18 protein-coding genes and 1 tRNA gene are annotated in these 20,272 nt (G+C 71.7%); 8 read left to right on the top strand and 11 right to left on the bottom strand.

The annotated features are described in order from the left end of the window. Positions 1–53: 53 nt before the first annotated feature. Together QC385_RS18955 and QC385_RS18950 are read right to left on the bottom strand one after the other, a co-directional pair. Positions 54–794 (bottom strand): YcnI family copper-binding membrane protein, encoded by a 741-nt coding sequence (locus QC385_RS18955; protein WP_279542497.1) that lies wholly within the window; start codon positions 792–794, stop codon positions 54–56. A gap of 137 nt (positions 795–931) precedes the next feature. After that, on the bottom strand, positions 932–1,747 hold the full coding sequence (locus tag QC385_RS18950) for a hypothetical protein (protein ID WP_279542496.1): 816 nt from the start codon (positions 1,745–1,747) through the stop codon (positions 932–934). 225 nt (positions 1,748–1,972) lie between these two features. Between QC385_RS18950 and QC385_RS18945 the strand changes: the two genes are divergently transcribed. Next, positions 1,973–2,443, top strand: a complete 471-nt coding sequence (locus QC385_RS18945; RefSeq protein WP_059414681.1) for an ATP-binding protein — start codon at positions 1,973–1,975, stop codon at positions 2,441–2,443. A 114-nt stretch (positions 2,444–2,557) separates the two neighbouring features. Here QC385_RS18945 and QC385_RS18940 read toward each other — a convergent pair whose 3' ends face one another. From QC385_RS18940 to QC385_RS18930, 3 genes are all read right to left on the bottom strand, one after another. After that, positions 2,558–5,551 (bottom strand): glycine--tRNA ligase, encoded by a 2,994-nt coding sequence (locus QC385_RS18940; protein WP_279542621.1) that lies wholly within the window; start codon positions 5,549–5,551, stop codon positions 2,558–2,560. 142 nt (positions 5,552–5,693) lie between these two features. Next, a complete protein-coding gene (locus QC385_RS18935; protein ID WP_279542495.1) occupies positions 5,694–7,160 on the bottom strand; it encodes an aminopeptidase P family protein in 1,467 nt (488 codons plus the stop codon). Between the two features lie 76 nt (positions 7,161–7,236). Next, positions 7,237–8,754, bottom strand: coding sequence for a PP2C family protein-serine/threonine phosphatase (locus QC385_RS18930; protein WP_279542494.1), 1,518 nt, complete (start codon positions 8,752–8,754; stop codon positions 7,237–7,239). Positions 8,755–9,257: 503 nt separating this feature from the next. Between QC385_RS18930 and QC385_RS18925 the strand changes: the two genes are divergently transcribed. Continuing rightward, positions 9,258–9,923: a bifunctional DNA primase/polymerase gene (locus QC385_RS18925; RefSeq protein ID WP_279542493.1), complete on the top strand. Its 666-nt coding sequence runs from the start codon at positions 9,258–9,260 to the stop codon at positions 9,921–9,923. A 55-nt stretch (positions 9,924–9,978) separates the two neighbouring features. Beyond that, positions 9,979–10,614, top strand: coding sequence for a hypothetical protein (locus QC385_RS18920; RefSeq protein ID WP_279542492.1), 636 nt, complete (start codon positions 9,979–9,981; stop codon positions 10,612–10,614). A gap of 244 nt (positions 10,615–10,858) precedes the next feature. Here QC385_RS18920 and QC385_RS18915 read toward each other — a convergent pair whose 3' ends face one another. The 3 genes from QC385_RS18915 to QC385_RS18905 all read right to left on the bottom strand — a co-directional run bounded on the left by QC385_RS18915 (position 10,859) and on the right by QC385_RS18905 (position 13,643). Next, a complete protein-coding gene (locus tag QC385_RS18915) occupies positions 10,859–11,824 on the bottom strand; it encodes a DUF5926 family protein (protein ID WP_279542491.1) in 966 nt (321 codons plus the stop codon). 161 nt (positions 11,825–11,985) lie between these two features. Continuing rightward, positions 11,986–12,624: an ATP-binding protein gene (locus QC385_RS18910; RefSeq protein WP_279542490.1), complete on the bottom strand. Its 639-nt coding sequence runs from the start codon at positions 12,622–12,624 to the stop codon at positions 11,986–11,988. A gap of 191 nt (positions 12,625–12,815) precedes the next feature. Further along, on the bottom strand, positions 12,816–13,643 hold the full coding sequence (locus tag QC385_RS18905) for a glycerophosphodiester phosphodiesterase (RefSeq protein ID WP_279542489.1): 828 nt from the start codon (positions 13,641–13,643) through the stop codon (positions 12,816–12,818). 286 nt (positions 13,644–13,929) lie between these two features. On the opposite strand from QC385_RS18905, the gene QC385_RS18900 reads away from it, so the two are divergent. From QC385_RS18900 to QC385_RS18890, 3 genes are all read left to right on the top strand, one after another. After that, positions 13,930–15,381 carry a S1C family serine protease gene (locus QC385_RS18900; protein ID WP_279542488.1) on the top strand — a complete coding sequence of 484 codons (1,452 nt, stop codon included), beginning with the start codon at positions 13,930–13,932 and terminating at the stop codon, positions 15,379–15,381. Between the two features lie 63 nt (positions 15,382–15,444). Continuing rightward, positions 15,445–15,531: transfer RNA gene (locus QC385_RS18895), tRNA-Ser, on the top strand. Positions 15,532–15,701: 170 nt separating this feature from the next. Beyond that, complete coding sequence (locus QC385_RS18890; RefSeq protein ID WP_279542620.1) at positions 15,702–16,205, top strand: GNAT family N-acetyltransferase; 504 nt, start codon at positions 15,702–15,704, stop codon at positions 16,203–16,205. A gap of 3 nt (positions 16,206–16,208) precedes the next feature. On the opposite strand, the gene QC385_RS18885 is transcribed toward QC385_RS18890, so the two are convergent. Both QC385_RS18885 and QC385_RS18880 read right to left on the bottom strand, forming a co-directional pair. After that, a complete protein-coding gene (locus tag QC385_RS18885) occupies positions 16,209–16,799 on the bottom strand; it encodes an ATP-binding protein (protein WP_279542487.1) in 591 nt (196 codons plus the stop codon). A gap of 303 nt (positions 16,800–17,102) precedes the next feature. After that, positions 17,103–17,768 carry a GAF and ANTAR domain-containing protein gene (locus QC385_RS18880; protein WP_443032942.1) on the bottom strand — a complete coding sequence of 222 codons (666 nt, stop codon included), beginning with the start codon at positions 17,766–17,768 and terminating at the stop codon, positions 17,103–17,105. Positions 17,769–17,989: 221 nt separating this feature from the next. Here QC385_RS18880 and QC385_RS18875 point away from each other — a divergent pair, with 221 nt between their 5' ends. Together QC385_RS18875 and QC385_RS18870 are read left to right on the top strand one after the other, a co-directional pair. Then, positions 17,990–18,610 carry a DsbA family protein gene (locus QC385_RS18875; protein WP_279542485.1) on the top strand — a complete coding sequence of 207 codons (621 nt, stop codon included), beginning with the start codon at positions 17,990–17,992 and terminating at the stop codon, positions 18,608–18,610. A gap of 97 nt (positions 18,611–18,707) precedes the next feature. Next, positions 18,708–19,460, top strand: a complete 753-nt coding sequence (locus QC385_RS18870) for a glycosyltransferase family 2 protein (RefSeq protein ID WP_279542484.1) — start codon at positions 18,708–18,710, stop codon at positions 19,458–19,460. Between the two features lie 41 nt (positions 19,461–19,501). On the opposite strand, the gene QC385_RS18865 is transcribed toward QC385_RS18870, so the two are convergent. After that, a complete protein-coding gene (locus QC385_RS18865; protein WP_279542483.1) occupies positions 19,502–20,263 on the bottom strand; it encodes a PIG-L deacetylase family protein in 762 nt (253 codons plus the stop codon). Positions 20,264–20,272: the final 9 nt, after the last annotated feature.

The following is a 20,272-nucleotide window of genomic DNA, read 5'->3' as shown; positions in this document are numbered from 1 at the left end:
GGGCCCCCGCCCGAGGGCGGGAGTCCGGCGCACGCCGTGCAACGGAAGCGGCCTCAGGCGTTGGTGCGCCGACGCCCGGCCAGCACGCCGTAGGCGACGCCCGCCGCGCCGACCACGATGCCGACGACGCCCAGGACGCGGGCGGTGGTGTCGGTGCCGTCGGAGGAACCGGAGTCGGAGGCGGCGGTGTCGGCGGAGGCCTTCTCGGCCGACTCGGCGTCGGAGCCGGTGTCACCCGAGGAGGCGTGGTGCCCGTCCTCGGCGGCGGACAGCTCCAGCACGGGGGCCGGGTTGTCGGGCTCTTCCTGGCCCTTCTTCGGCACCTCGATCCAGCGGACAACCTCCTTGTTGGAGTACGTCTGGAGGGCCTTGAAGACCAGTTGGTCGGTGTCCTCGGGCAGTTGGCCGATCGAGAGCGGGAACTTCTCGAAGTAGCCGGGCTCGATGCCCTTGCCGTCGGCGGTCCAGGTCACCTTGGTGACGGCCTCGGAGATCTTCTCGCCGTGCAGCTCCAGCGGCTTGTCCAGCTTGGACTTGGTGACGTCGATCTTCCAGCCGGGCATCGGCTCCGGCATCACCGAGGCCAGCGGGTGGTCGGTGGGGAAGGTGACCTCGAGCTTGGTGGTCGAGGCGTTGTCCCGCTCGTTGGGGACCTTGAAGTCGACGACCGCGTAACCGCCCTTGGCGGCGGCGCCCTCGGGCTGCACGCTGACGTGCGCGAAGGCGGGGGCGGACAGGGCGAGAACGGTGACGCCGGCGGCGGCACCGGCCGCGGCGATACGGGAAGCCTTCATGGAAGGAGAACTCCGCTGTGAGTCGGTTCGTGGAAGAGGGATACGCGCACGCGCGCGTGCCGCGCGACGGCGGCCCTCCTCCGAGTCGTCCGAATCATTCGGATCGTACGAAAAGGCGGAGTGGTGGTCGCGTCGCGTCAGGCGGCGAGGGCGAGTGCGGATGCTCGAGTCGTGGCGGCCGGCGGGCCGCGCCGGATCACCGTGTGCTGAAGCACGGTCATGCGCGGCATCGCAGGCGCCGGCCGCACGGCGCGCACGGGGCGCGGACATGCCTCCGGCGCTCCCGGCAGCCCGGCGCGCAGGGCGCGAACCAGCGCGAGCGCGGCCCGCAGGGCACGCACGAGCGCCCCCTCCGTGACCCCCTGCGCCGACAGTTCGGTCAGCCGCAGCAGAGCCAGGTCGCCGTGGCGCAGCAGCCAGCCGGCGGCGATGGCCGCGAGGACGTGACCGAGCAGCATCGGCAGGGAGGGCCACAGCGAGGCCGACGCCCCGGCGTCGGCCGGGAGGTGCGTGTGCGCCCCCGTGGGCGGCCGGATCCCGGCATCGGTGAGGATCTTGTAGGCCTGCGCCGGGCTGATCGCCGCCGCCGTCGTGCCGCACACGAGCCGCGCGGCCTGCTGGACCAGCGCGGCGTCGCTCACGCCCGCCGACACCGACGACGTGGCGGCGGCCGTACCGTGCTGACCGAGTCCGAACAGCGTGTGCAGCACCGTCTGACCGGCCGCGAGCAGTGCCGTGATCCCCGGCAGCGAGCGCACGCGCCCGGCCAAAGGTGCCGCCACCGCGGCCACCCCGAGGAACCCGGCGCCCAGCGTCCACAGCGGAATGCCGTCACAGGAGGCGAGCGCGTGACCTGCCCCGGCCAGCACGACACAGACCGCGGCGAACACCGCGGCCCGCAGGATCCGGAGCGTGAGTCCGGAGCGCGTCGCGCACGCGTGGGGGGCAGTCATGGCGGGGTCATCATCGCACTGGCCACCCAGGCCTCGTGCGGCAGGTCCGCAAGATGCCGTACGACCGGAAACGTCACTCTCTGGCCCCGCCTGCCCCCTCACATACACCGATCAGGGCTAGGGCGCATCCGCCGTATGGGCGGCATCACGTCAACTTCACGCTTACATGCGGAGAGTCAGGGCAATACGTAACGGTATGTCGAGCCGCGGCCAGGAGGCTGGAGTATGAGCATCTGGTGGTCACTCCATCTGCGGCGCGAAGCTGCGAGCGTGCCGCTCGCCAGGCGCCTTCTGATCGGCACGATGGAGACCGCGGGCGTCGATCCCGATATCTCCTACGACCTTTCCGTCGCCCTCAGCGAGGCATGCGCGAACGCCGTGGAACATGGCGGGGACACCGCGTGCGGCGGTCCAGGTTCGGAGGCGTACCGGGTCACGGCGTACCTCGACGGTGAGAAATGCCGGATCGAGGTCGCCGACGCGGGCCCGGGGTTCCCCGCGGCCTCCGCCGGCCGGTCCCGCCCGCCGATCAGGCCCGCACACTCCGACGCGGAGAACGGCAGAGGGCTGTGCCTCATCGAGCAGCTCGCCGACCATGTCCACATCGGCAACAAGCCGGGCCGGGGCGGGGCAGTGGTGAGCTTCGACAAGGTCCTCAAGTGGCGCGAGGACGCCGCTCCGCTGATGGCGGTCTGACCTCTGCCGACGCCCGGTCGGCTCGGAGGCGGCGTTTCACGTGAAACGTCCGCCCCCTGAACGTCCGCCCCCTGAACGCCCGCCCCTGAAGGTCCGTCCCTCCGGCGTCCGCCCCTACAGCGCGCCCCAGTCCAGCGTCGTACGCGCCAGCCCCGCCACCTGACTGAGCAGCGCCAGCCGGGCCGCGCGGACCGCCGGGTCGGGGTCCATCACCAGCACCTCGTCGAAGAAGGCGCTGATCGCTTCGACCAGCGGGGCGGAGACCTCGATCAGCGCGCCGAGATCGTCCTCGCGACCGTGCAGGGCCTGGCGTACGGCGTCGGCGCTCTCGGCGAGACGGAGCTCGGCGGGCGCGGTCAGCAGGGACGGATCCGCCGCCTCGACGCCGCCCTCGGGAAGGATGCGCATCACCCGCTGGAAGGCGGCAGCGAGCGCCTCGAACGCCTCCGTGCCGATGTGCCGCTCCAGCGTGGCCAGGGTGCGGTCGCCGTGGGAGGGCCGGTCGGCCCACACCAGGACGGCCTGGACGAGCCGGTACTCGTGCCCGGCGTCCGTGAGCTGCTGCTCGTAGCGCCGGGTGATCAGCTCGGCGGCCTCGGCGACCCGCTCGGCGGGCACCTCGACACCTTGCGCGGCGTACCGCACGGCCGCCGCGCGCAACCCTTCGCTCACCCGCACCCCGGCCACGGCGGGCAGGCTCCGCAGCACGTTGAGCAGCCCGATCGCGGCCCGGCGCACCCCGTACGGATCCGAACTCCCGGTCGGCGCGGCCCCGATCACGAACATGCCCGTCACCAGGTCGAACCGGTCGGCGAGCGACAGCGCGACACCCGCGTCCCCGGCCGGCAGGGCACCGCCGGCGGAGCGCGGCAGCTCCATCTCCGCCAGCGCCCGGGCGACCTCGGCGGACTCGCCGGCCCGGCGGGCGTACTCCTCGGCCATCACCCCGGCCAGTCCGGAGAACTCGATCACCATCTGCGACGCCAGGTCGAACTTCGCCAGCGCACCCGCGCGCCGGACGACGGCCACGGCCTCCTCGGGGAGCCCGGCGCGTCCGGCCAGGTCGAGGGCGAGGGAGGCGATGCGGTCGGCGCGGTCGGCGACCGTACCGAGCCGGTCCTCGAAGGTCAGCTTGTCCAGCCGGCGCCGGAACTCCTCCGGCGCCACCTTCAGATCCGCCCGCCAGAAGAACGCGGCGTCCTCGTAACGGGCCCGCAGCACCGCCTCGTTGCCCGCCCGCACCACGTCGTCGTCGCACAGCGCGTTGGCGAAGGTGACGAAGTGCGGCATCAGCCGCTCGCCGTCCAGCACCGGCAGATAGCGCTGGTGCTTGCGCATCACGGTGGTCAGGACGCTCGCGGGCAGTTCCAGATAGCGCTCGTCGAACGACCCCCGCACGGCGTACGGGAACTCCAGGATGTCGGTGATCTCGTCGATCAGATCGCCCTGCCCCTCCACGTCGATCCGCCCGCCCACCTCGGCCGCCGCCTCCAGGGCACCGCGGACCACCGCACCGCGCCGGGCGTCCCGGTCGAGCAGGATGCCGTGCATGTGCAGGAAGTGCGGGTAGCCCTCGGCGGAGGTCACCCGGACCTCCGGGTAAGGGGCTTGGCGCTGCACGCGCGTCGTGTCGCTCGCGGTGAGCGAGGAGACCACCACGGGCAGGGGAGTACGGCCCAGCAGCGCGAGCAGCCAGCGCACGGGCCGTGAGAACGACAGGCCAGGGTCGCTCCACCGCATGTTGCGGCCGGCGCGCAGCCCCGACACGACCTCGGCCAGCAGATCGCTGAGCACCTCGACGGCCGGACGGCCCTCCTCGTGCCGGGTGACGGCCACGTACTCGACACCCTTGACGTTGACGATCCGCACGTCGGTCGGCTCGGCCCCCTGACTCCGGGCGAAGCCCAGCAGGGCGGGCGTCGGAGCGCCGTCCTTGAAGGCGGCGGCGACCTTGGGGCCGCGCACGGTCCGCATGGTGTCCCGCTCGCGCGGCTGCACGCCGTCGACAGTGATCACGATCCGGCGGGGCGTGGCCATCACGGTGATCGCGCCGTGCCCGAGCCGGGTCGCGGCCAGCCTGGCGGTGACCGACTCGCGCACCGCCTCGGTGGTGGCGGGGACGTCGGCGTACGGCAGTTCCTCCACGCCGATCTCGAACAGCAGCGTCTCGACACCGGGCACCTTGGGCAGCGCGGCCCGCTGGGCCGGGGCCGGGGCGGCCGCCACTCCGAGCGGATGCTCCAGCGCCGCCCGCCGCCGCTCCCACAGCTTGGCCGACTCGTGCGTCAGGCCGCGCATCAGCGCGAACGCCTTGGCCCGCTCGGTGGTGCTGATCGCGCCGCGCGCGTCGAGCACGTTGAAGGTGTGGCTGCACTTGAGCACGTACGTGTACGCCGGGACCGGCAGCTCCAGGTCGAGCAGGCGCCGGGCCTCGGCCGCGTACGCCTCGAAGAGCCGGTGGTTGGTGTCGAGGTCGGCGTCGTCGAGGTAGTAGCGGCTCATCTCGTACTCGTTCTGCCCGAACACCTCGCCGTACGTGATACCCGGCGCGTAGACGATGTCCTTGAAGTGATCCACGCCCTGGAGGTTCATCAGGATGCGTTCCAGGCCGTACGTGATCTCCACCGACACCGGGTCCAGGGCGACGCCGCCGACCTGCTGGAAGTAGGTGAACTGGGTGATCTCCATGCCGTCCAGCCAGACCTCCCAGCCCAGCCCCCAGGCGCCGAGCGCGGGCGAGGCCCAGTTGTCCTCGACGAACCGCACGTCGTGCGCGCCCAGGTCGACACCGAGCGCCTTCAGGCTGCCCAGGTACAGCTCCTGCGGGTTGCCCGGGTCGGGCTTGAGGATGACCTGGAACTGGGTGTGGGTCTGGAGCCGGTTGGGGTTCTCGCCGTAACGGGAGTCGTCCGGCCGCACGCTCGGCTCCACGTAGGCGACGCTCCACGGCTCGGGGCCGAGCACCCGCAGCGCCGTGGCGGGGTTGGCCGTCCCCGCTCCGACCTCGGTGTTCAACGGCTGCGTGATCATGCAGCCGTTGTCGCTCCAGTACTTCTGCAGGGTGAGGATGGCGTCCTGCATGGTCAGCGCCGTCTGGACGTTCTTCATGGTGATCACGCCTGTTCCCCGGGTCGGACCGGCAAGGTCGGCCATGATCTCACACGCCAACTACCGTTGACCTGCGGTTTTTTCGCGCCCTACCGGGGCGCGGGGAACTGCGCGACCAGCCCCCGCGCACCCGCGAGCAACCTCAGCCCTTGACCGAGGCCATCCACGCTTCGACCTCGTCCGAACGACGGGGCAACGCCGCACTCAGATTCCTGTTGCCGTCCTCCGTCACGAGGATGTCGTCCTCGATCCGCACCCCGATACCCCGGTACTCCTCCGGCACCGTCAGGTCATCGGCCTGGAAGTACAGCCCCGGCTCGACGGTCAGGCACATGCCCGGCTCCAGCACACCGTCGACATACGTCTCGGTCCGCGCGGCAGCGCAGTCGTGCACGTCCATCCCGAGCATGTGCCCGGTCCCGTGCAACGTCCACCGCCGCTGAAGCCCCAGCTCCAGCACCCGCTCCACCGGCCCCTCGACCAGCCCCCACTCGACCAGCTTCTCGGCCAGCACCCGCTGCGCGGCGTCGTGGAAGTCCCGGTACTTCGCCCCGGGCTGCACCGCGGCGATCCCGGCCTCCTGGGCCTCGTACACGGCGTCGTAGATCTTCCGCTGGATCTCGCTGAACCGGCCGTTGACCGGCAGCGTCCGCGTGACGTCGGCGGTGTAGTACGTGTGCGTCTCCACACCCGCGTCGAGCAGCAGCAGATCGCCCGACCGCACGGGCCCGTCGTTCCGCACCCAGTGCAGCGTGCAGGCGTGCGGCCCGGCCGCGGCGATCGTGCCGTAGCCGACGTCGTTGCCCTCCACCCGCGCGCGGAGGAAGAACGTGCCCTCGATGTACCGCTCCGAGGTCGCCTCGGCCTTGTCGAGGACCTTCACCACGTCCTCGAAGCCGCGCACCGTCGAGTCGACGGCCTTCTGGAGCTCGCCGATCTCGAACTCGTCCTTGACCAGCCGCGCCTCGGAGAGGAAGACCCGCAGCTCCTCGTCGCGCTCGGCGGTGACCTTGTCGGTCAGCGCGGCCTCGATGCCGGCGTCGTACCCGCGCACGACCCGCACCGGTCCTGTGGCCTCGCGCAGCGCCCCGGCCAGCTCGCGCACGTCGGAGGCGGGGATGCCGTACAGCTTCTCCGCCTCGGTGAGGGAGTGGCGGCGGCCGACCCACAGCTCGCCCTGGCCGTCCAGCCAGAACTCGCCGTTCTCGCGGTTCGAACGCGGCAGGAGGTAGATCGTCGCCTCGTGGCCGTCACCCTTGGGCTCCAGGACCAGGACGCCGTCCTCGGTCTGGTTGCCCGTGAGGTAGGCGTACTCGACGGAGGCGCGGAAGGCGTACTCGGTGTCGTTCGAGCGGGTCTTCAGGTTGCCCGCGGGGATCACCAGCCTCTCGCCCGGGAAGCGCGCGGACAGCGCGGCCCGGCGGGCGGCGGTCTCGGCGGCCTGGGGGACGGGCCGGAGGTCACGCAGCTCGGTGTCCGCCCAGCCGCTCTTCATGTTCTCGGCAAGCTCGTCGGACACGCCCGGGTACAGTCCGTTCTTCCGCTGCTTGATCGGCTCTTCTTCGGCAGTCTCCGGGGTGTCCGAAGGCTCTTCTGCCACGGCGGTCATCCTCCTCGATACGGCGCTGGACCGCCCTCCACTCTACGGCGGCGCGGAAGCGGTCTCAGGGCGATGACGAGGAGCGTTACTCGAACCGCGCCGCCAGCAGGACGACGTCCTCCGCACCGTCGGCCGCGTCCAGCCCGTCCGGCAGCACGCTCCGCAGGACGTGGTCGGCGATGGCGCCGGGGTCGCGCCGCAGTGCCCGGGGTGCCCCGGCCGCCGCCGCGTGCAGCCGGGCGAAGGCGCGGTCGGTGGTCTCACCGGTGCGGTGCAGCAGCCCGTCCGTGTACAGCAGAACCGTCTCCCCGGGCTCGGCGAGGATCTCCACGCTCGGCGCCTCCCAGCAGGCGAGCATGCCCAGCGGGGCGGAGACCGACGTCTCCACGAACTCGGTGCGGCGCTGCCCGAGCAGCAGCGGCGGGCTGTGCCCGGCACCGGCCAGCGTGATCTTGCGGGCGGCCGGTTCGCAGTAGCCGAACAGGGCGGTGGCCGAGCGGGCCGGTTCGGTCAGCCGCAGCAGCAGCTCCAGGTCGGACAGGACGGCGACCGGGTCCTCCCCCTCCATCACGGCGTACGCGCGCAGGGACGCCCGCAGCCGGCCCATCGCGGCGACCGCGCTGGGCCCCGCCCCGGTGACGGACCCGACCGCGAGGCCGAGGGCGGCGTCGGGCAGCGGCAGCGCGTCGTACCAGTCGCCGCCGCCGCGCGGGCCGGTGCGGTGCCGGGCGGCGAGCTGGACACCGGCCACCCGCGGCAGCCGCGCGGGCAGCAGTTCGTCCGACATGGTCGCCATGGACGCGCGCGTGCGCTCCAGTTCGCGGAGCCGGGCGAGGTGTTCGGCGGCGTACCGGGCGTACAGGCCGACGAGGTGGCGCTGCCGCTCGTTCGGTTCGGCGGGTTCGTCGTAGAGCCACACCACGGCTCCGAGGCGGCCGGCGGACTCGGTGGTCAGGGGGAGGGCGTAGCTGGCGGCGTAGCCGAGGCGGGCCGCGACCTCGCGGTGGCGGGGGTCGAGCCCTTTCTCGGCGAACAGGTCGGGCTCGGCGATGCCGTCCTCGCCGCCGGGCGGTCCGTCGAGGAAACGGCCGTAGGACAGGGCGCTGCGGGGCACGGTCTCGATGTGGCCGAGGTCGGCGCGGGCCAGGCCCAGGCCGACGGTGGTGTCCGGGCCCAGGCCGTCGCCGGGTTCCAGGACGACGAGGCCGCGGCGGGCGCCCACCAGGGCGGCGCCGGCCCGCAGCAGTTCCTGGAGCGCGTCGTCGAGCGCGGAGGTGCGGATCAGGCGTTCGGTCAGCTCGTGGAGGGTGGTGAGGTCGGAGACCCAGCCGGCGAGACGGTCCTGGAGTACCGCGCCCGGTGGGGCCGGGGGGTTCGCCGGGGCGGACGAGGAGGTATCACTCGCCGCGACGGGCGCGACAGTGTGTGCGGGCGCCGGAACCGTTGAATCGATTCCAGCCACTTTCGGAGGGTGCGGGGCGTTCATGGCGTCCGGCTTTCCGACCAGCGCGTACTGCTCAAAAGCATCGCAAACCCCCATGTCATTCTGCGCCGCTAGCAGTGTCTCCACATGTACACGCACTCGTGAGGAGATGTCCAGCATTGTCCTGCCGGGATTCCTGGTGTCCGTGAGGTCTGAGGGAACAAGTCTCCTTCCTCTTGCGTAAATGCAAAGTTGGCTTAAAACTGCCGCAAGGGACGGCTTATTGCGGTCGACTGGGCTTGCTCGACGGAGCGTCACGACGGTCGCGATGGGTACGTACTCGGTGAAGGCCAGGGGTGGTTGCGAACTACCCGGGAACCTGGTGACGGACCCGGGCGTCTTAGCCACCGACGACCGTGCCCCATCCTCCCGTGGCGGAGGCGGAGAGAAATACGCGCGACGGCAAACGCCATACTTCGCCACCCCTACGCCACGCCCGTGCTTTTGATAGACGCAGTATGGGCGGGACGGCGCGGAGGCAGCCAAATGCTCGACCCATAGGGGTTCCCCTTGCGCACGGCAGGGGTGTGATGCGCCAACAGGTACGCACAGTGAAGTGATCGACACATGATGTGATGTGGACCACGGTGTTGCCGGCGTGCAACGGAAAGGAACGAGCGCTCATGCGCGAGATCCTCGGAAGGCGACGCAGGCTCCTGTCCAAGCGCGGTGACGGGAGGCCTGAGCTGATCGGCGCGGCCCTGACCTACGCGACGGAATGGCAGTGGCCCGTACTCCCGGGCGTGGCGGCGGACCCCGAGGGGCGCAACCGCTGCGGCTGCCCGGATCCCGAATGCACGGTTCCCGGCGCGCACCCCTTCGACCCCGGCCTGCTCGCGGCCACCACGGACGGGCGCATGGTGCGCTGGTGGTGGGGCAACCGGCCCACGGCGCCGATCGTCCTGGCCACCGGCGGCAAGGCGCCCTGCGCGGTCTCCCTGCCCGCCCTGCCGGCGGCCCGCGCCCTCAAGGCACTCGACGGCATGGGCATACGGCTCGGCCCGGTCGTCGCGTCCCCCGCCCGCTGGGCGATCCTCGTGAAGCCGTACTCCATGGAGCAGCTCGGCGAACTGCTCTACGCCAAGGACTTCGTGCCCGGCTCCCTCCGCTTCCACGGCGAGGGCGGCTACCTGGCGCTGCCGCCGTCCGAGACGGGCCAGGGCGAGATCCGCTGGGAGCGGGCGCCGCTGCCCGGCTCGGCGTCGCCGTGGGTGCCCGATGTGGAGGCCGTGGTGGACGCCGTGGTCGAGGCCCTCACTCGTACGGGTGTGAGCGCGCCCGAGTTGTAGGGCCGTAGGGCGCGCCGAGCCCGGGTTCCGCCCCGGCGCGTTATGTTCCGGGGCCATGCCTCGTCATTCCCGGGGCCTGACCCGGGACCCCCGAAAGCTGCGGTTGCTCGCCCTCGCGGGCGCCGTGGCGGCGTGCGCGGTCGCCCTGCCGCTGGCGGTGCCGTCCGCGGGGTCCCCGGATGCGGGGGACGCGACACGGTCCGGGGGGTCGGCGGACCATGCCGGCGTACGCGGCGGTTCCGTGGCCGGTTCCGGACAGGGCGGCGCACGTCCCTCCCGGCCGTCCGCGGACGGCAAGGCGCCGTCCGCCGCGGCCGGTCTCCCCGCGCCCGGCCCGGGCCTGTCGAACGCCGCGCGCTGCGGTCCCGAACTCTCCTCCCCCGACGGCGTCGAGGCACAGACCTGTGTCGTGACACAGGCCGCGGACATCTGGGCGCGGACCTACTACCGGAATGCGACCGGCGAGTCGCTGGACGCCGTACTGAGCCTGATGGGGCCCGGCGACCGGACCGTGCGCATCACCTGTGCGGTGGGGGCCGAGGACGAGCCGGGGACGTGTCAGACGCCCCGCGAACCCGCGCGCGGGGACCTGGGGGCGTACACGGCGGTCGCGGAGTTCGCCCGGCGGGCGGGCCAGGGGCCGCTGCTGCTGCGCTCGGGGAGCAACTCGCCTACGCAAGCGGGCAGTTGACGAGCCGCTGCGTTCCGTGAACGGTCGCGCGCAGAGAAAGACCCGGTTGCTGGCGACGGGGGATGCACCAGCAACCGGGCTACAGGAACGGTAACAAGAGATCGGCGGTTCGCAAATTCGATCTCGCCCTTTCCAGTCACCGACTGGCTTGTCCCGGACGGGAGTTGTGAAGGGATTTCTCCCGTCCGGAGTGCGAGAGCCCGGCCGCCCGGTCGAGCGGTCGGCCGGGCTCTGTGACGCGCTGTCAGCTGAGCGTGACCTGCCGGTTGGTGAGGCCGCCCCGTGCGCGGCGCTCATCCGCCGTGAGCGGCGCGTCCGTGGTCAAGGCGGCGGCGAGGCGCTCGGCGAACTCCGCCGCCGGCTTCTCCACGTCCTCGGCCGTGACACCGCTCGGCAGGTCCCAGACCGGCACGGTGAGCCCGTGAGCGCGGAAGGAGCCCACCAGACGCGTGCCCTCGCCCAGGCTCGACCGGCCCGCGGCGTGCAGCCGCGCGAGAGCGTCCAGAAGCTGCTCCTCGGGGTGGGGCATGACCCACCGCAAATGGTTCTTCTCGGGTGTCTCGCACCAGTAGGCGGCGTCCACGCCCTGGAGCTTGACGGTCGGGATGGCCGCGGCGTTGGCCCGCTCCAGGGAGGCGGTGACCTCCGGCGTGGCGTTCTCGGGGTCCGGCACCCAGAACTCGAAGCCGCTGTGCACCTCTGGCTCGAAGGCACCCTCCGGGTCCAGCAGATCCTGGAGCCGCGGACCGTCGGCCGGGGCGCGGCGGGCCTGGACCGGTGTGCCGGGCTCGGCTTCCAGGGCGCGCTGGAGGATGTCGGCGAGGTCGCGGCTGATGTCGCCCGACGAGGTGTCGTTCTGGAGGCCCAGCATGACCGAGCCGTCGTCGCGGCGCAGGGCGGGCCAGGCCATCGGCAGGACCGTGGCCAGCGTGACCGCCGGGACGCCTTCGGGGAGGCCGTCCTTGAGCGTCAGCCCGACCGTGGCTGCCGGGACCAGCTCGCGCAGGGCCACCCAGTCGCACTCGCCGGGCAGGCCCTCGAAGGGGCGGTGCACCAGCTCGGTCGCGGCGTGGGCCGCGGCCCGGCCGTGACAGGCCTTGTAGCGTCGGCCGCTGCCACAGGGGCAGGGCTCACGAGCGCCGACGACCGGGATCTCTCCGTCCGTGATCTGCGGGCGCTTGGCCTTCGTCTGGGGTCGCTTCTTGGCCATCGATGGGTCTCCCGGTTACGGCTCGTCTCGTACGGTCGCGAGCCTAGCCGTTCGCGCCTCGGGCGACGGGGTCCTGGGGACAACACGGGTCCTGTGGACAACAACGTTCCCGTGGACAACGGAATTGCCCACGGACGACAAGGGTCCCCGTGGGCGCCGGGTCAGTCCATGTCGTCGAAGGCGTCCGCGAAGTCCAGCCCGGGTATCTGGGACACCGCCGGAGCCGTGACGCGTGTCGCGAAGTCGTCGCGGCGGTGGCCGGCGTCCGGGTCGTACACGTCCGCGTGGACGACGACCCACACGGTGACCTCGCCGCAGATGTCGTCCCGGACACCCCAGTCGTCGGCCAGCGCGGTGATGATGTTCAGCCCGCGGCCGCCGTGCGCCGTGACCGACGGGGTCGCCGGGGCGGGGCGGGTCGGGCCGCCGCCGTCCGTGACCTCGACGATGAGCCGGCCTGAGGGGTCCACGCGCCACGCGGCACGGACGTCACCGTCGCCGGAGAACGCGTCACCCAAGGGCCTGCCGTGTTTGCACGCGTTGCTCAAGAGTTCGGAAAGGATCAGTACGGCGTCGTCGATGACCGATTCCGCTACGCCACCTCTGCGCAACTGCGCGCGCATCCGGTGTCTCGCTTCCCCCACGCCCGCAGGGCCATGGGGTACGGCCATGCTTGACGACGTGGGCACGTCCTGTGCCACCACCAACGCCACCCCCGAGACCTCCTTCGCCCCACGCCACGGTGTGGATGCCCCATTGGCCTGTACCGGAAACCGGCCAATCCACGTCCTGTGACGCATTCACCACGATCGAATACCGACCGAACGCGCCGGAGCACTCCCTGTAATCATGTGGCTGGAATTCGTCGGTGTGGCCGAGACGCGAGGATCCCGCCCGCCAATGGGCGGGGTCAAGAGGTGTGCATGGGTCTGGTGGGATTCGTGTGGCCGGGTGCAGACGGGGCTCGTGCGGTCGGCGTCGGGCCGGTGCTTCAGCGGCCGAGCTGGTCGAGCACCGCGCGCGGGCGGTTGGTGATGATGGCGTCGACGCCGAGGCCGACGCAGAGGTCCACGTCCTCGGGCTCGTTCACGGTCCACACGTGCACCTGGTGGCCGGCCCGCTTCAGGCGCTCCACGTAGAGGGGGTGGTTGCGCACGATCCGGATGGACGGGCCCGCGATCCGCACCCCCGGGGGCAGGCGTCCGTCGCGCAGCCGGGGCGAGACGAACTGCGTCAGGTGGACCGTCGGCAGTGTCGGCGAGGCGGCACGCACGCGGTGCAGCGAGCGGGCCGAGAAGCTCATGACCCGTACCCGGGACTCCTCGGAGGTGGCCGGGGCGTCGAGGCCGAACCGCTTCAGCAGGGCCAGCAGCCGCTCCTCGACCTGCCCGGCCCAGCGCGTGGGGTGTTTGGTCTCGATGGCCAGTTCCACCCGGCGTCCGGCGTCGGAGACGAGTCCGAGCAGCCGCTCCAGGGTGAGGACGGACGTCGCCTCGCGGTCCTCCGGGCGGTGCTCCCAGTCGGGGTCCTCGTCACGCCCCCTGTAGGCCTCGCCCGTCTTCCAGGAGCCGAAGTCCAGGGCGGCGAGGTCGGCGAGCTCCAGCGCGGAGACGGCGCCGCGGCCGTTGGACGTACGGTTGATCCGGCGGTCGTGCACACACACCAGGTGGCCGTCGGCGGTGAGGCGCACATCGCACTCGAGGGCGTCCGCGCCGTCCTCGATCGCCTTGGTGTACGCGGCCAGGGTGTGTTCCGGGGCGTCCTCGGAGGCGCCGCGGTGGGCGACGACTTGAATCACATGCTGCCGTGCGTGGGTCACCGCGTCATGGTGCCACCGTGCGCGGGTACGCGTCTGGTCGGACGGACTCGACGGATACGCAGGTCCGGACGGAGGCACTGGAATTGCATCCTTTTCGTCAGTAATGACCTATATAAAGAATGGCCCCGGACCCACAGCCACCGCTTATGGTGCTCTGACGGCCAGTGGGAAAAGCTGACGGCATACAAAGGGACAAGCACAGCTGTATCGCGCAGGACCGTCGCCGGCGTGAAAAAGCGTGACCGAGTGCGACCCAGAAGACAGCCGTGGATCGAGGAGAATAGCTGTGAGCACCGAGAACGAGGGCACCGCGGTACCCCCCGCCCCGTCCGCACCCCCCGTGCCGGTGGACGCTCCCGCTGCTCCGGCCCCCCAGGGACAGCCGCCGCAGGGACAGGCGCCCCAGGGGCACGCACCTCAGGGACCGGGACCGTACGGACAGGACGCCCAGGGGCAGTCCGCCCACGGCCAGGGCGTTTCCGGCGACGCCGCGCATCACGGCGTCTCCTCCTCCGCCCCCGACCCCTCCTGGCCGCCGCCCCCGTCGCCGGCCTCCCCGCCGTACGGCGACGGCGGTTCCGGTTCCGGCGGCTGGGGTTCCTCGTACCAGCAGCCGGCGCCGAAGTCCGGGCGTGGCCGCGGTGGCCTGGTCGCCGCGATCCTGGTGGCCGCGCTGGCCGCGGGCGGCCTGGGAGGCGGTCTCGGCTACACGCTGGCGAAGAACAACGACGAGAACACCGGCTCGACGACGGTCTCCGCCTCCACCAGCGGCGGCGACGTCAAGCGCGACCCGGGCACGGTCGCGGGCACGGCCGCCAAGGCGCTGCCGAGCACGGTCACGATCGAGGCCGAGAGCAACAGCGGCGAGGGCGGCACCGGCACCGGCTTCGTCTTCGACAAGCAGGGCCACATCGTCACCAACAACCACGTCGTGGCCGGCGCGGTGGATGGCGGCAAGCTCACCGCGACGTTCCCGAGCGGCAAGAAGTACGACGCCGAGGTGGTCGGGCACGCGCAGGGCTACGACGTGGCGGTCATCAAGCTCAAGAACGCCCCCGGTGACCTGAAGCCGCTCACCCTCGGCGACTCGGACAAGGTGGCCGTCGGTGACGCGACCATCGCGATCGGCGCCCCCTTCGGCCTGTCCGACACGGTGACGACGGGGATCATCAGCGCCAAGAACCGCCCGGTCGCCTCCAGCGACGGCACCGGCAGCCAGGCGTCGTACATGAGCGCCCTCCAGACCGACGCCTCGATCAACCCGGGCAACTCCGGCGGACCGCTGCTGGACGCGCAGGGCAACGTCATCGGCATCAACTCCGCGATCCAGTCCACCGGCAACGGCGGCTTCGGCACCGGCCAGTCGGGCTCCATCGGCCTGGGCTTCGCCATCCCGATCAACCAGGCCGAGTACGTCGCCCAGGAGCTGATCAAGACCGGCAAGCCGGTGTACGCGAAGATCGGCGCGTCCGTCTCGCTGGACGACAGCTCGGACGGCGCGCAGATCACCGACCAGGGCGCGACACCGGTCGAGCCGGGCGGCCCGGCGGCCAAGGCCGGCCTCAAGCCCGGCGACGTCATCACCAAGCTCGACGACCGGGTGATCGACTCCGGCCCCACCCTGATCGGCGAGATCTGGACCCACAAGCCTGGCGACAAGGTCACGATCACCTACGAGCGCGGCGGCAAGGAGCACACCGTCGACCTCACCCTGGGCTCCCGCGTCGGCGACAACTGACCCCCGCCTGCTCGCACGGACCCGTTACCCTTGTCCCCGCGCCGCCGATCACGGCCGGCGCGGGGAGGCGTGCCCGAGCGGCCGAAGGGAACGGTCTTGAAAACCGTCGTGGCAGCGATGTCACCGTGGGTTCAAATCCCACCGCCTCCGCGTCAGTCATAGATGTTGCAGGTCAGAAGGGGTGCCCCGGCTTCGGGGCACCCCTTCTGACCTGGGGCCTGTGTTTCTATGCCGGAGTGAGCATCGAGAGTTCCGGGGTGCCGGATGAGCGGCTGAGCCGCTGGGTCCGGCAGAGGGCTGAGGGCGATATCGAGGAGTGCGTGCGGGTCCTCGCGGAGGTCCACGCGCGCGACGGCTATCCGGTGAACTGGCCGGATCAGCCCGGCGAGTGGCTGACACGCGGTCCCCTGCTGGGCTCCTGGGTCGCCGAACTCGAAGGCCGCCTGGTGGGGCATGTCAGTTTGTCGCAAGGCGGCGACGGCGATCTGGCCCCGATGTTGTGGAGCGAGCGGAGCGGGGCGACGCGGGGTATGACCGCCGTGATCAGCAGGCTGTTCGTTGCCCCGCAAGCGAGGGGACACCGGATCGGTGCACTGCTGATCGGCCAAGCAGTGGAGGAAGCGCAGCGTCGCGGCCTGCATCCGGTGCTCGACGTCGTCGCTTCCGATACCGCGGCGGCGGCCCTGTATGAGCGGCTGGGCTGGGAGCTGATGGCCACAGTCGAGCAGCAGTGGAGTCCGCACCAGACGGTGGCCATCCGCTGTTACGCAGCGCCGTGGACCCCGGGTGGACCACATACCCCGTGTGGCGCCGGGGGCCGGTAGGCGCTACCCGCTCCGCTCCACTTCAAATCCCACCCCTTCCGCGTGCAGGGTGTCTTCCCTTGGTCCGGCGTCACTTCGCTGATCAGTGTGTGTGGCCAGACGTGGGCCAGAGCTTTGGTTCGGTGCCAGGCGCATATGGGCGGTGATCTGCTTTCCCACGGTGCGAAATCCGACGACGACGGTGTCGCTGACCGCGTGCACCAGGTGGAGTCCGTGCCCGCCGACGCGGTGCCGGTCGCCTTTCTGCACCACCGGTTCTTCAGGAGAGGTGTCCCACACGGTGATCGCCAGTGTGCTGGCTGACAGCTGCACGACCAGCCCGCACGGGCCGGGCGCATGCCGGATGGTGTTAGTGACGAGCTCGCTGACGACCAGCTCGGCGTCCACGGCCAGCAGATCTGGTACGGGCGTGCGGCCGGTCAGCGGGACGCGGGCGAGGAAGGCGCGGAGAACGCGGCGTGCGTCCGCGGCGCTGGCGACGCCGCTGTCCCACGCCACGTCGGAACGCAGCGTGGCGTGCTCACCCATGCCCTGCTCATCTGCCGCCTGCTTCATAAGCGGGATGACCATGTAGGGCTCTTTCGTTGTGCTCACCACTCTTGAGCGGCTTTACGTGCTGCGCGTACCCGGGCGCCGACCGGGTACACCGGGCAGGCTCCGTTCGCGGTGTGCGGCCCGCATCCACGGCCGGGATCCGGAGGTGGGTTCACAGGCCGGGACCGCGGGTGTGACAGGTGCGGTCCCCGGTGCGCTGTAACCGTTGGGCCGTGACTACGGTCCCGCAAGGCCCGTTCCCCCCGTGCGGGTCATTGCGTCTCGGGGCGGGCAGGCGCATCCCCCGTCGCCTGCCCGCCCCGTCTCACGGCAGCGGCACGACCACGGCACGCGCGGTGGTGATCAGGCCGGGTCGGTGTGGTCGGCCCGGACCCGTTGGGCGACGTCGCGCAGCTTGATGTTGTGGTGCTGGGAGATGCGGCGCAGCACGTTGAAGGCGTCGTCCTCGCTCAGCTTGTGGCGTTCCATGAGGATGCCCATGGCCTCGCCGATGGCGTGCCGGGTTTCCATGGCGTGCTCGAGCTGGTCGATGGTGCGGGCGTCGGCCAGGGCGACGGCGGCGTGCGAGGCCAGCAGCCAGCCCGCGGTCTCGATGTCCTTGCCGAAGGTCCCGGGGCGGCGGGCGTAGAGGTTCAGCGCGCCGAAGTCCTCGCGGTCGGTGTAGAGCAGTACGCCGGTCATGCTGCCCACGCCCAGCTCGCGCGCCCGCGCTGCGAAGCGTTCCCAGGCCGGCTGGGGCTGGGTCAGGTCCGCGATGCGGTACAGGCGTTCGCCGTCCCTGCGGCGTGCGAGATCAAAACAGGGTCCCTCGCCCAGCTCACCCTGGAGGCGGTCGGACTCCTGGGCCAGGTCCCCGCAGGCGGCCAGCGTCACCGCCCGGCCCTTGCGCACCGCCAGGATCCCGGCTGCGTCACAGCCCTCGACCAGCTTCACCGCCGACGCGGCGATCTCGTCCAGGGTCGCCTGCACCGAGTCCTGGGCCAGCAGATCCCGCGCGAGCAGGGCCATCTGCTCGGCGTACTCGCGCCACTCCACCCGCCACCGCCCGCCTCGATCTTCCGTTCGGTCACGCTACCGCAGCCTCGCGACGTCCGGGTCGGTCGCCGTCAAGGAGGGCAGAGGATCCGGAAATGCCACACGGTGCAGGCGCATCGCCAACCGGAACCCGCGGTCACGGTGGGGCCGTTCTACGTTGCTGTCGTGGTCGATCGAGACTCTGGAGCGATGAGATGACCGAACAGCGCACTGCCGACTTCTGGTTCGACCCTGTCTGCCCGTACACGTGGATCAGCTCGCGATGGATGGTCGAGGTCACCAAAGTGCGGCCGGTGACCGTCCGCTGGCGGGTGATGAGCCTGTCGGTGCTCAACGAACACCGGGACGACGATCCCGAGGGCGAGTGGGAGGAGTACATGTGGGCGCCGGTGCGCGTGTGCGCGGCGGTGGAGGAGCGGTTCGGTCAGCAGGCGCTCGGTGATCTCTTCACGGCGATGGGCACCCGCTTCCACCTGCACGGTGACTGGGGAAACCTCGCGGCGGCCCTGGCGGATGCCGGGTTGCCTGAGGCGATCGCGGAGGTCGCCGGGTCCACCGCCTACGACGAGGCGATCCGGTCCTCGCACGCTCGGGCCGTCGCCCTGGCGGGTGGCGACATCGGTACCCCGGTGGTGTCTGTCGCCGGGCCCGGCGGCGAACGCGTCGGCTTCTTCGGCCCTGTCGTCTCCCCCGCTCCCACCGGGGAGGCCGCCGGGCAGTTGTGGGACGGTTTGCTGATGCTGGCCGCGGTTCCGGGCTTCTTCGAGGTCAAGCGCACCCGGACCGAGGAACCCCGGTTCGACATGGGCGGCTGACGCGGCAGGTCGAGTGGGCGCCGTGGGGCGGAGGAGGGCCACGGGGCTAGGATCGCTCCGCAGTACGGACATCTGTGCAGGTCGCGGGGGGTTTTGAGTGCGCATCGTCGTCGTCACCGCTGTGCACGGCCCGTCGGCCCGGTTTCTGCCAGAGGCCTACGCGTCGCTGTGCGAGCAGGGCCTGCCGGAGGGCTGGGAGTGGCACTGGGTGATCCAGGAGGACGGGGAGGGCGCGGACGTACGGCCGTACGTGCCCGACGACGAGCGGGTGACGTTCCGGCAGGGCCGGGCCGGGGGGCCCGGAGTGGCCCGGACCGTCGCGCTGGCGCACGCCGAGGGCGCGTACGTGAAGGTCCTGGACGCCGACGACCAGTTGCCGCCGGGCACGCTCGCGCGGGACCTGGCGGCGCTGGAGGCCGACCGCGGTCTCGGGTGGGCGACGTCGCGGGTGCTGGACCTCATGCCCGACGGGTCGACGGTCGGGTTCCCGGGTGATCCCGACCAGGGGCCGATCGAGCGCGGGGCCGTGCTCGAGCACTGGAAGGCCAACGGCTTCCTCGCACCGGTCCATCCGGCGTCGCTGTTCGTACGGCGGGAGCTGCTGCTCGCCCTCGGCGGCTGGATGGCGCTGCCCGCGTCGGAGGACACGGGGCTGCTGCTCGCACTGAACGCCGTGAGCCGAGGGTGGTTCTCGGGGGAGGTGGGGCTGCTGTACCGGAAGTGGGAGGGGCAGGTGACCGGGCAGAAGGCCCACGTGGACCGGGCCGAGCGCGCTGCCCGGATGGCGGTCGTGGAGGCCAGGGCCCGGGCGCTGGCGGGCCTTCGGTGGCCGTTTCCGGTGGGGCACTGACCTCGGCCGGTCAGCTCCCTCCGGCTTGAGCCGGTCACCGGCTACGGCAGGAGTTCCGTCCCAGCCCCGGCCGTAGCGACGAGCTCGTGGCGGATGTACCACTCGGTACCGAGCAACCGCTCCCGCTCGGGCCCCGGCAGTGCGGCGATCAGGCCCGGGGCGGCTCCCCGTTCCACCTCCGTGCGGTGCGCCAGCACGGCGGCGATCTTCCGGTCCAGCCAGGTGGTCACGTCGACGGTCGTGGTGACCCGGTCGTCCGGGACCGTGCGCATCGTCTTGCCCGTGGGGGCCAGGTGGCCGCCCCACGCCCGGACGGCGGAGTGCGGGTGCGTGGCCAGGTACAGGGCGCTCGGCTGCCAGGGCTCACCGGCGTCCGGGTAGAGGCGTTCGAGGCCGGCGGCGTAAACCGCCGACAGCGTCACGCGGTGGGTGTGCACATGGTCCTCGTGACCGGTCAGGCCGCCGTAAGCGTCGTGGGTGACGACGATCTCCGGGCGGAACTCCCGGATCCGCGCGACCAGGCCGCCCACCGCCTCGTCGAGCGGGGCGTCGCACAGGCGTGGTCTGCCCGGGGCCGACCGCGGGACGCGGGAGTCGGCGTAGCCGAGCAGACGTGGCTTGCCGGCGCCGAGGATGCGCAGTGCTTCGGCCAGTTCCGCGGCGCGCTCGGTGTCCGCCGCCCAGGTGGCCGTGACGACCGCCGTGCGGGCGCCCGCCGCCGCGTGCCGGGCGAGGGTGCCGCCCGCCGTCAGGGACTCGTCGTCGGGGTGGGCGAAGACCGCGAGCAGGCTCGGTACCGGCACCGGCCCTCG

It is taken from the genome of Streptomyces sp. DH10 (genome assembly GCF_029813805.1).
GTDB lineage: Bacteria > Actinomycetota > Actinomycetes > Streptomycetales > Streptomycetaceae > Streptomyces > Streptomyces coeruleofuscus.
This window is presented reverse-complemented; position numbering and strand designations above follow the sequence as displayed.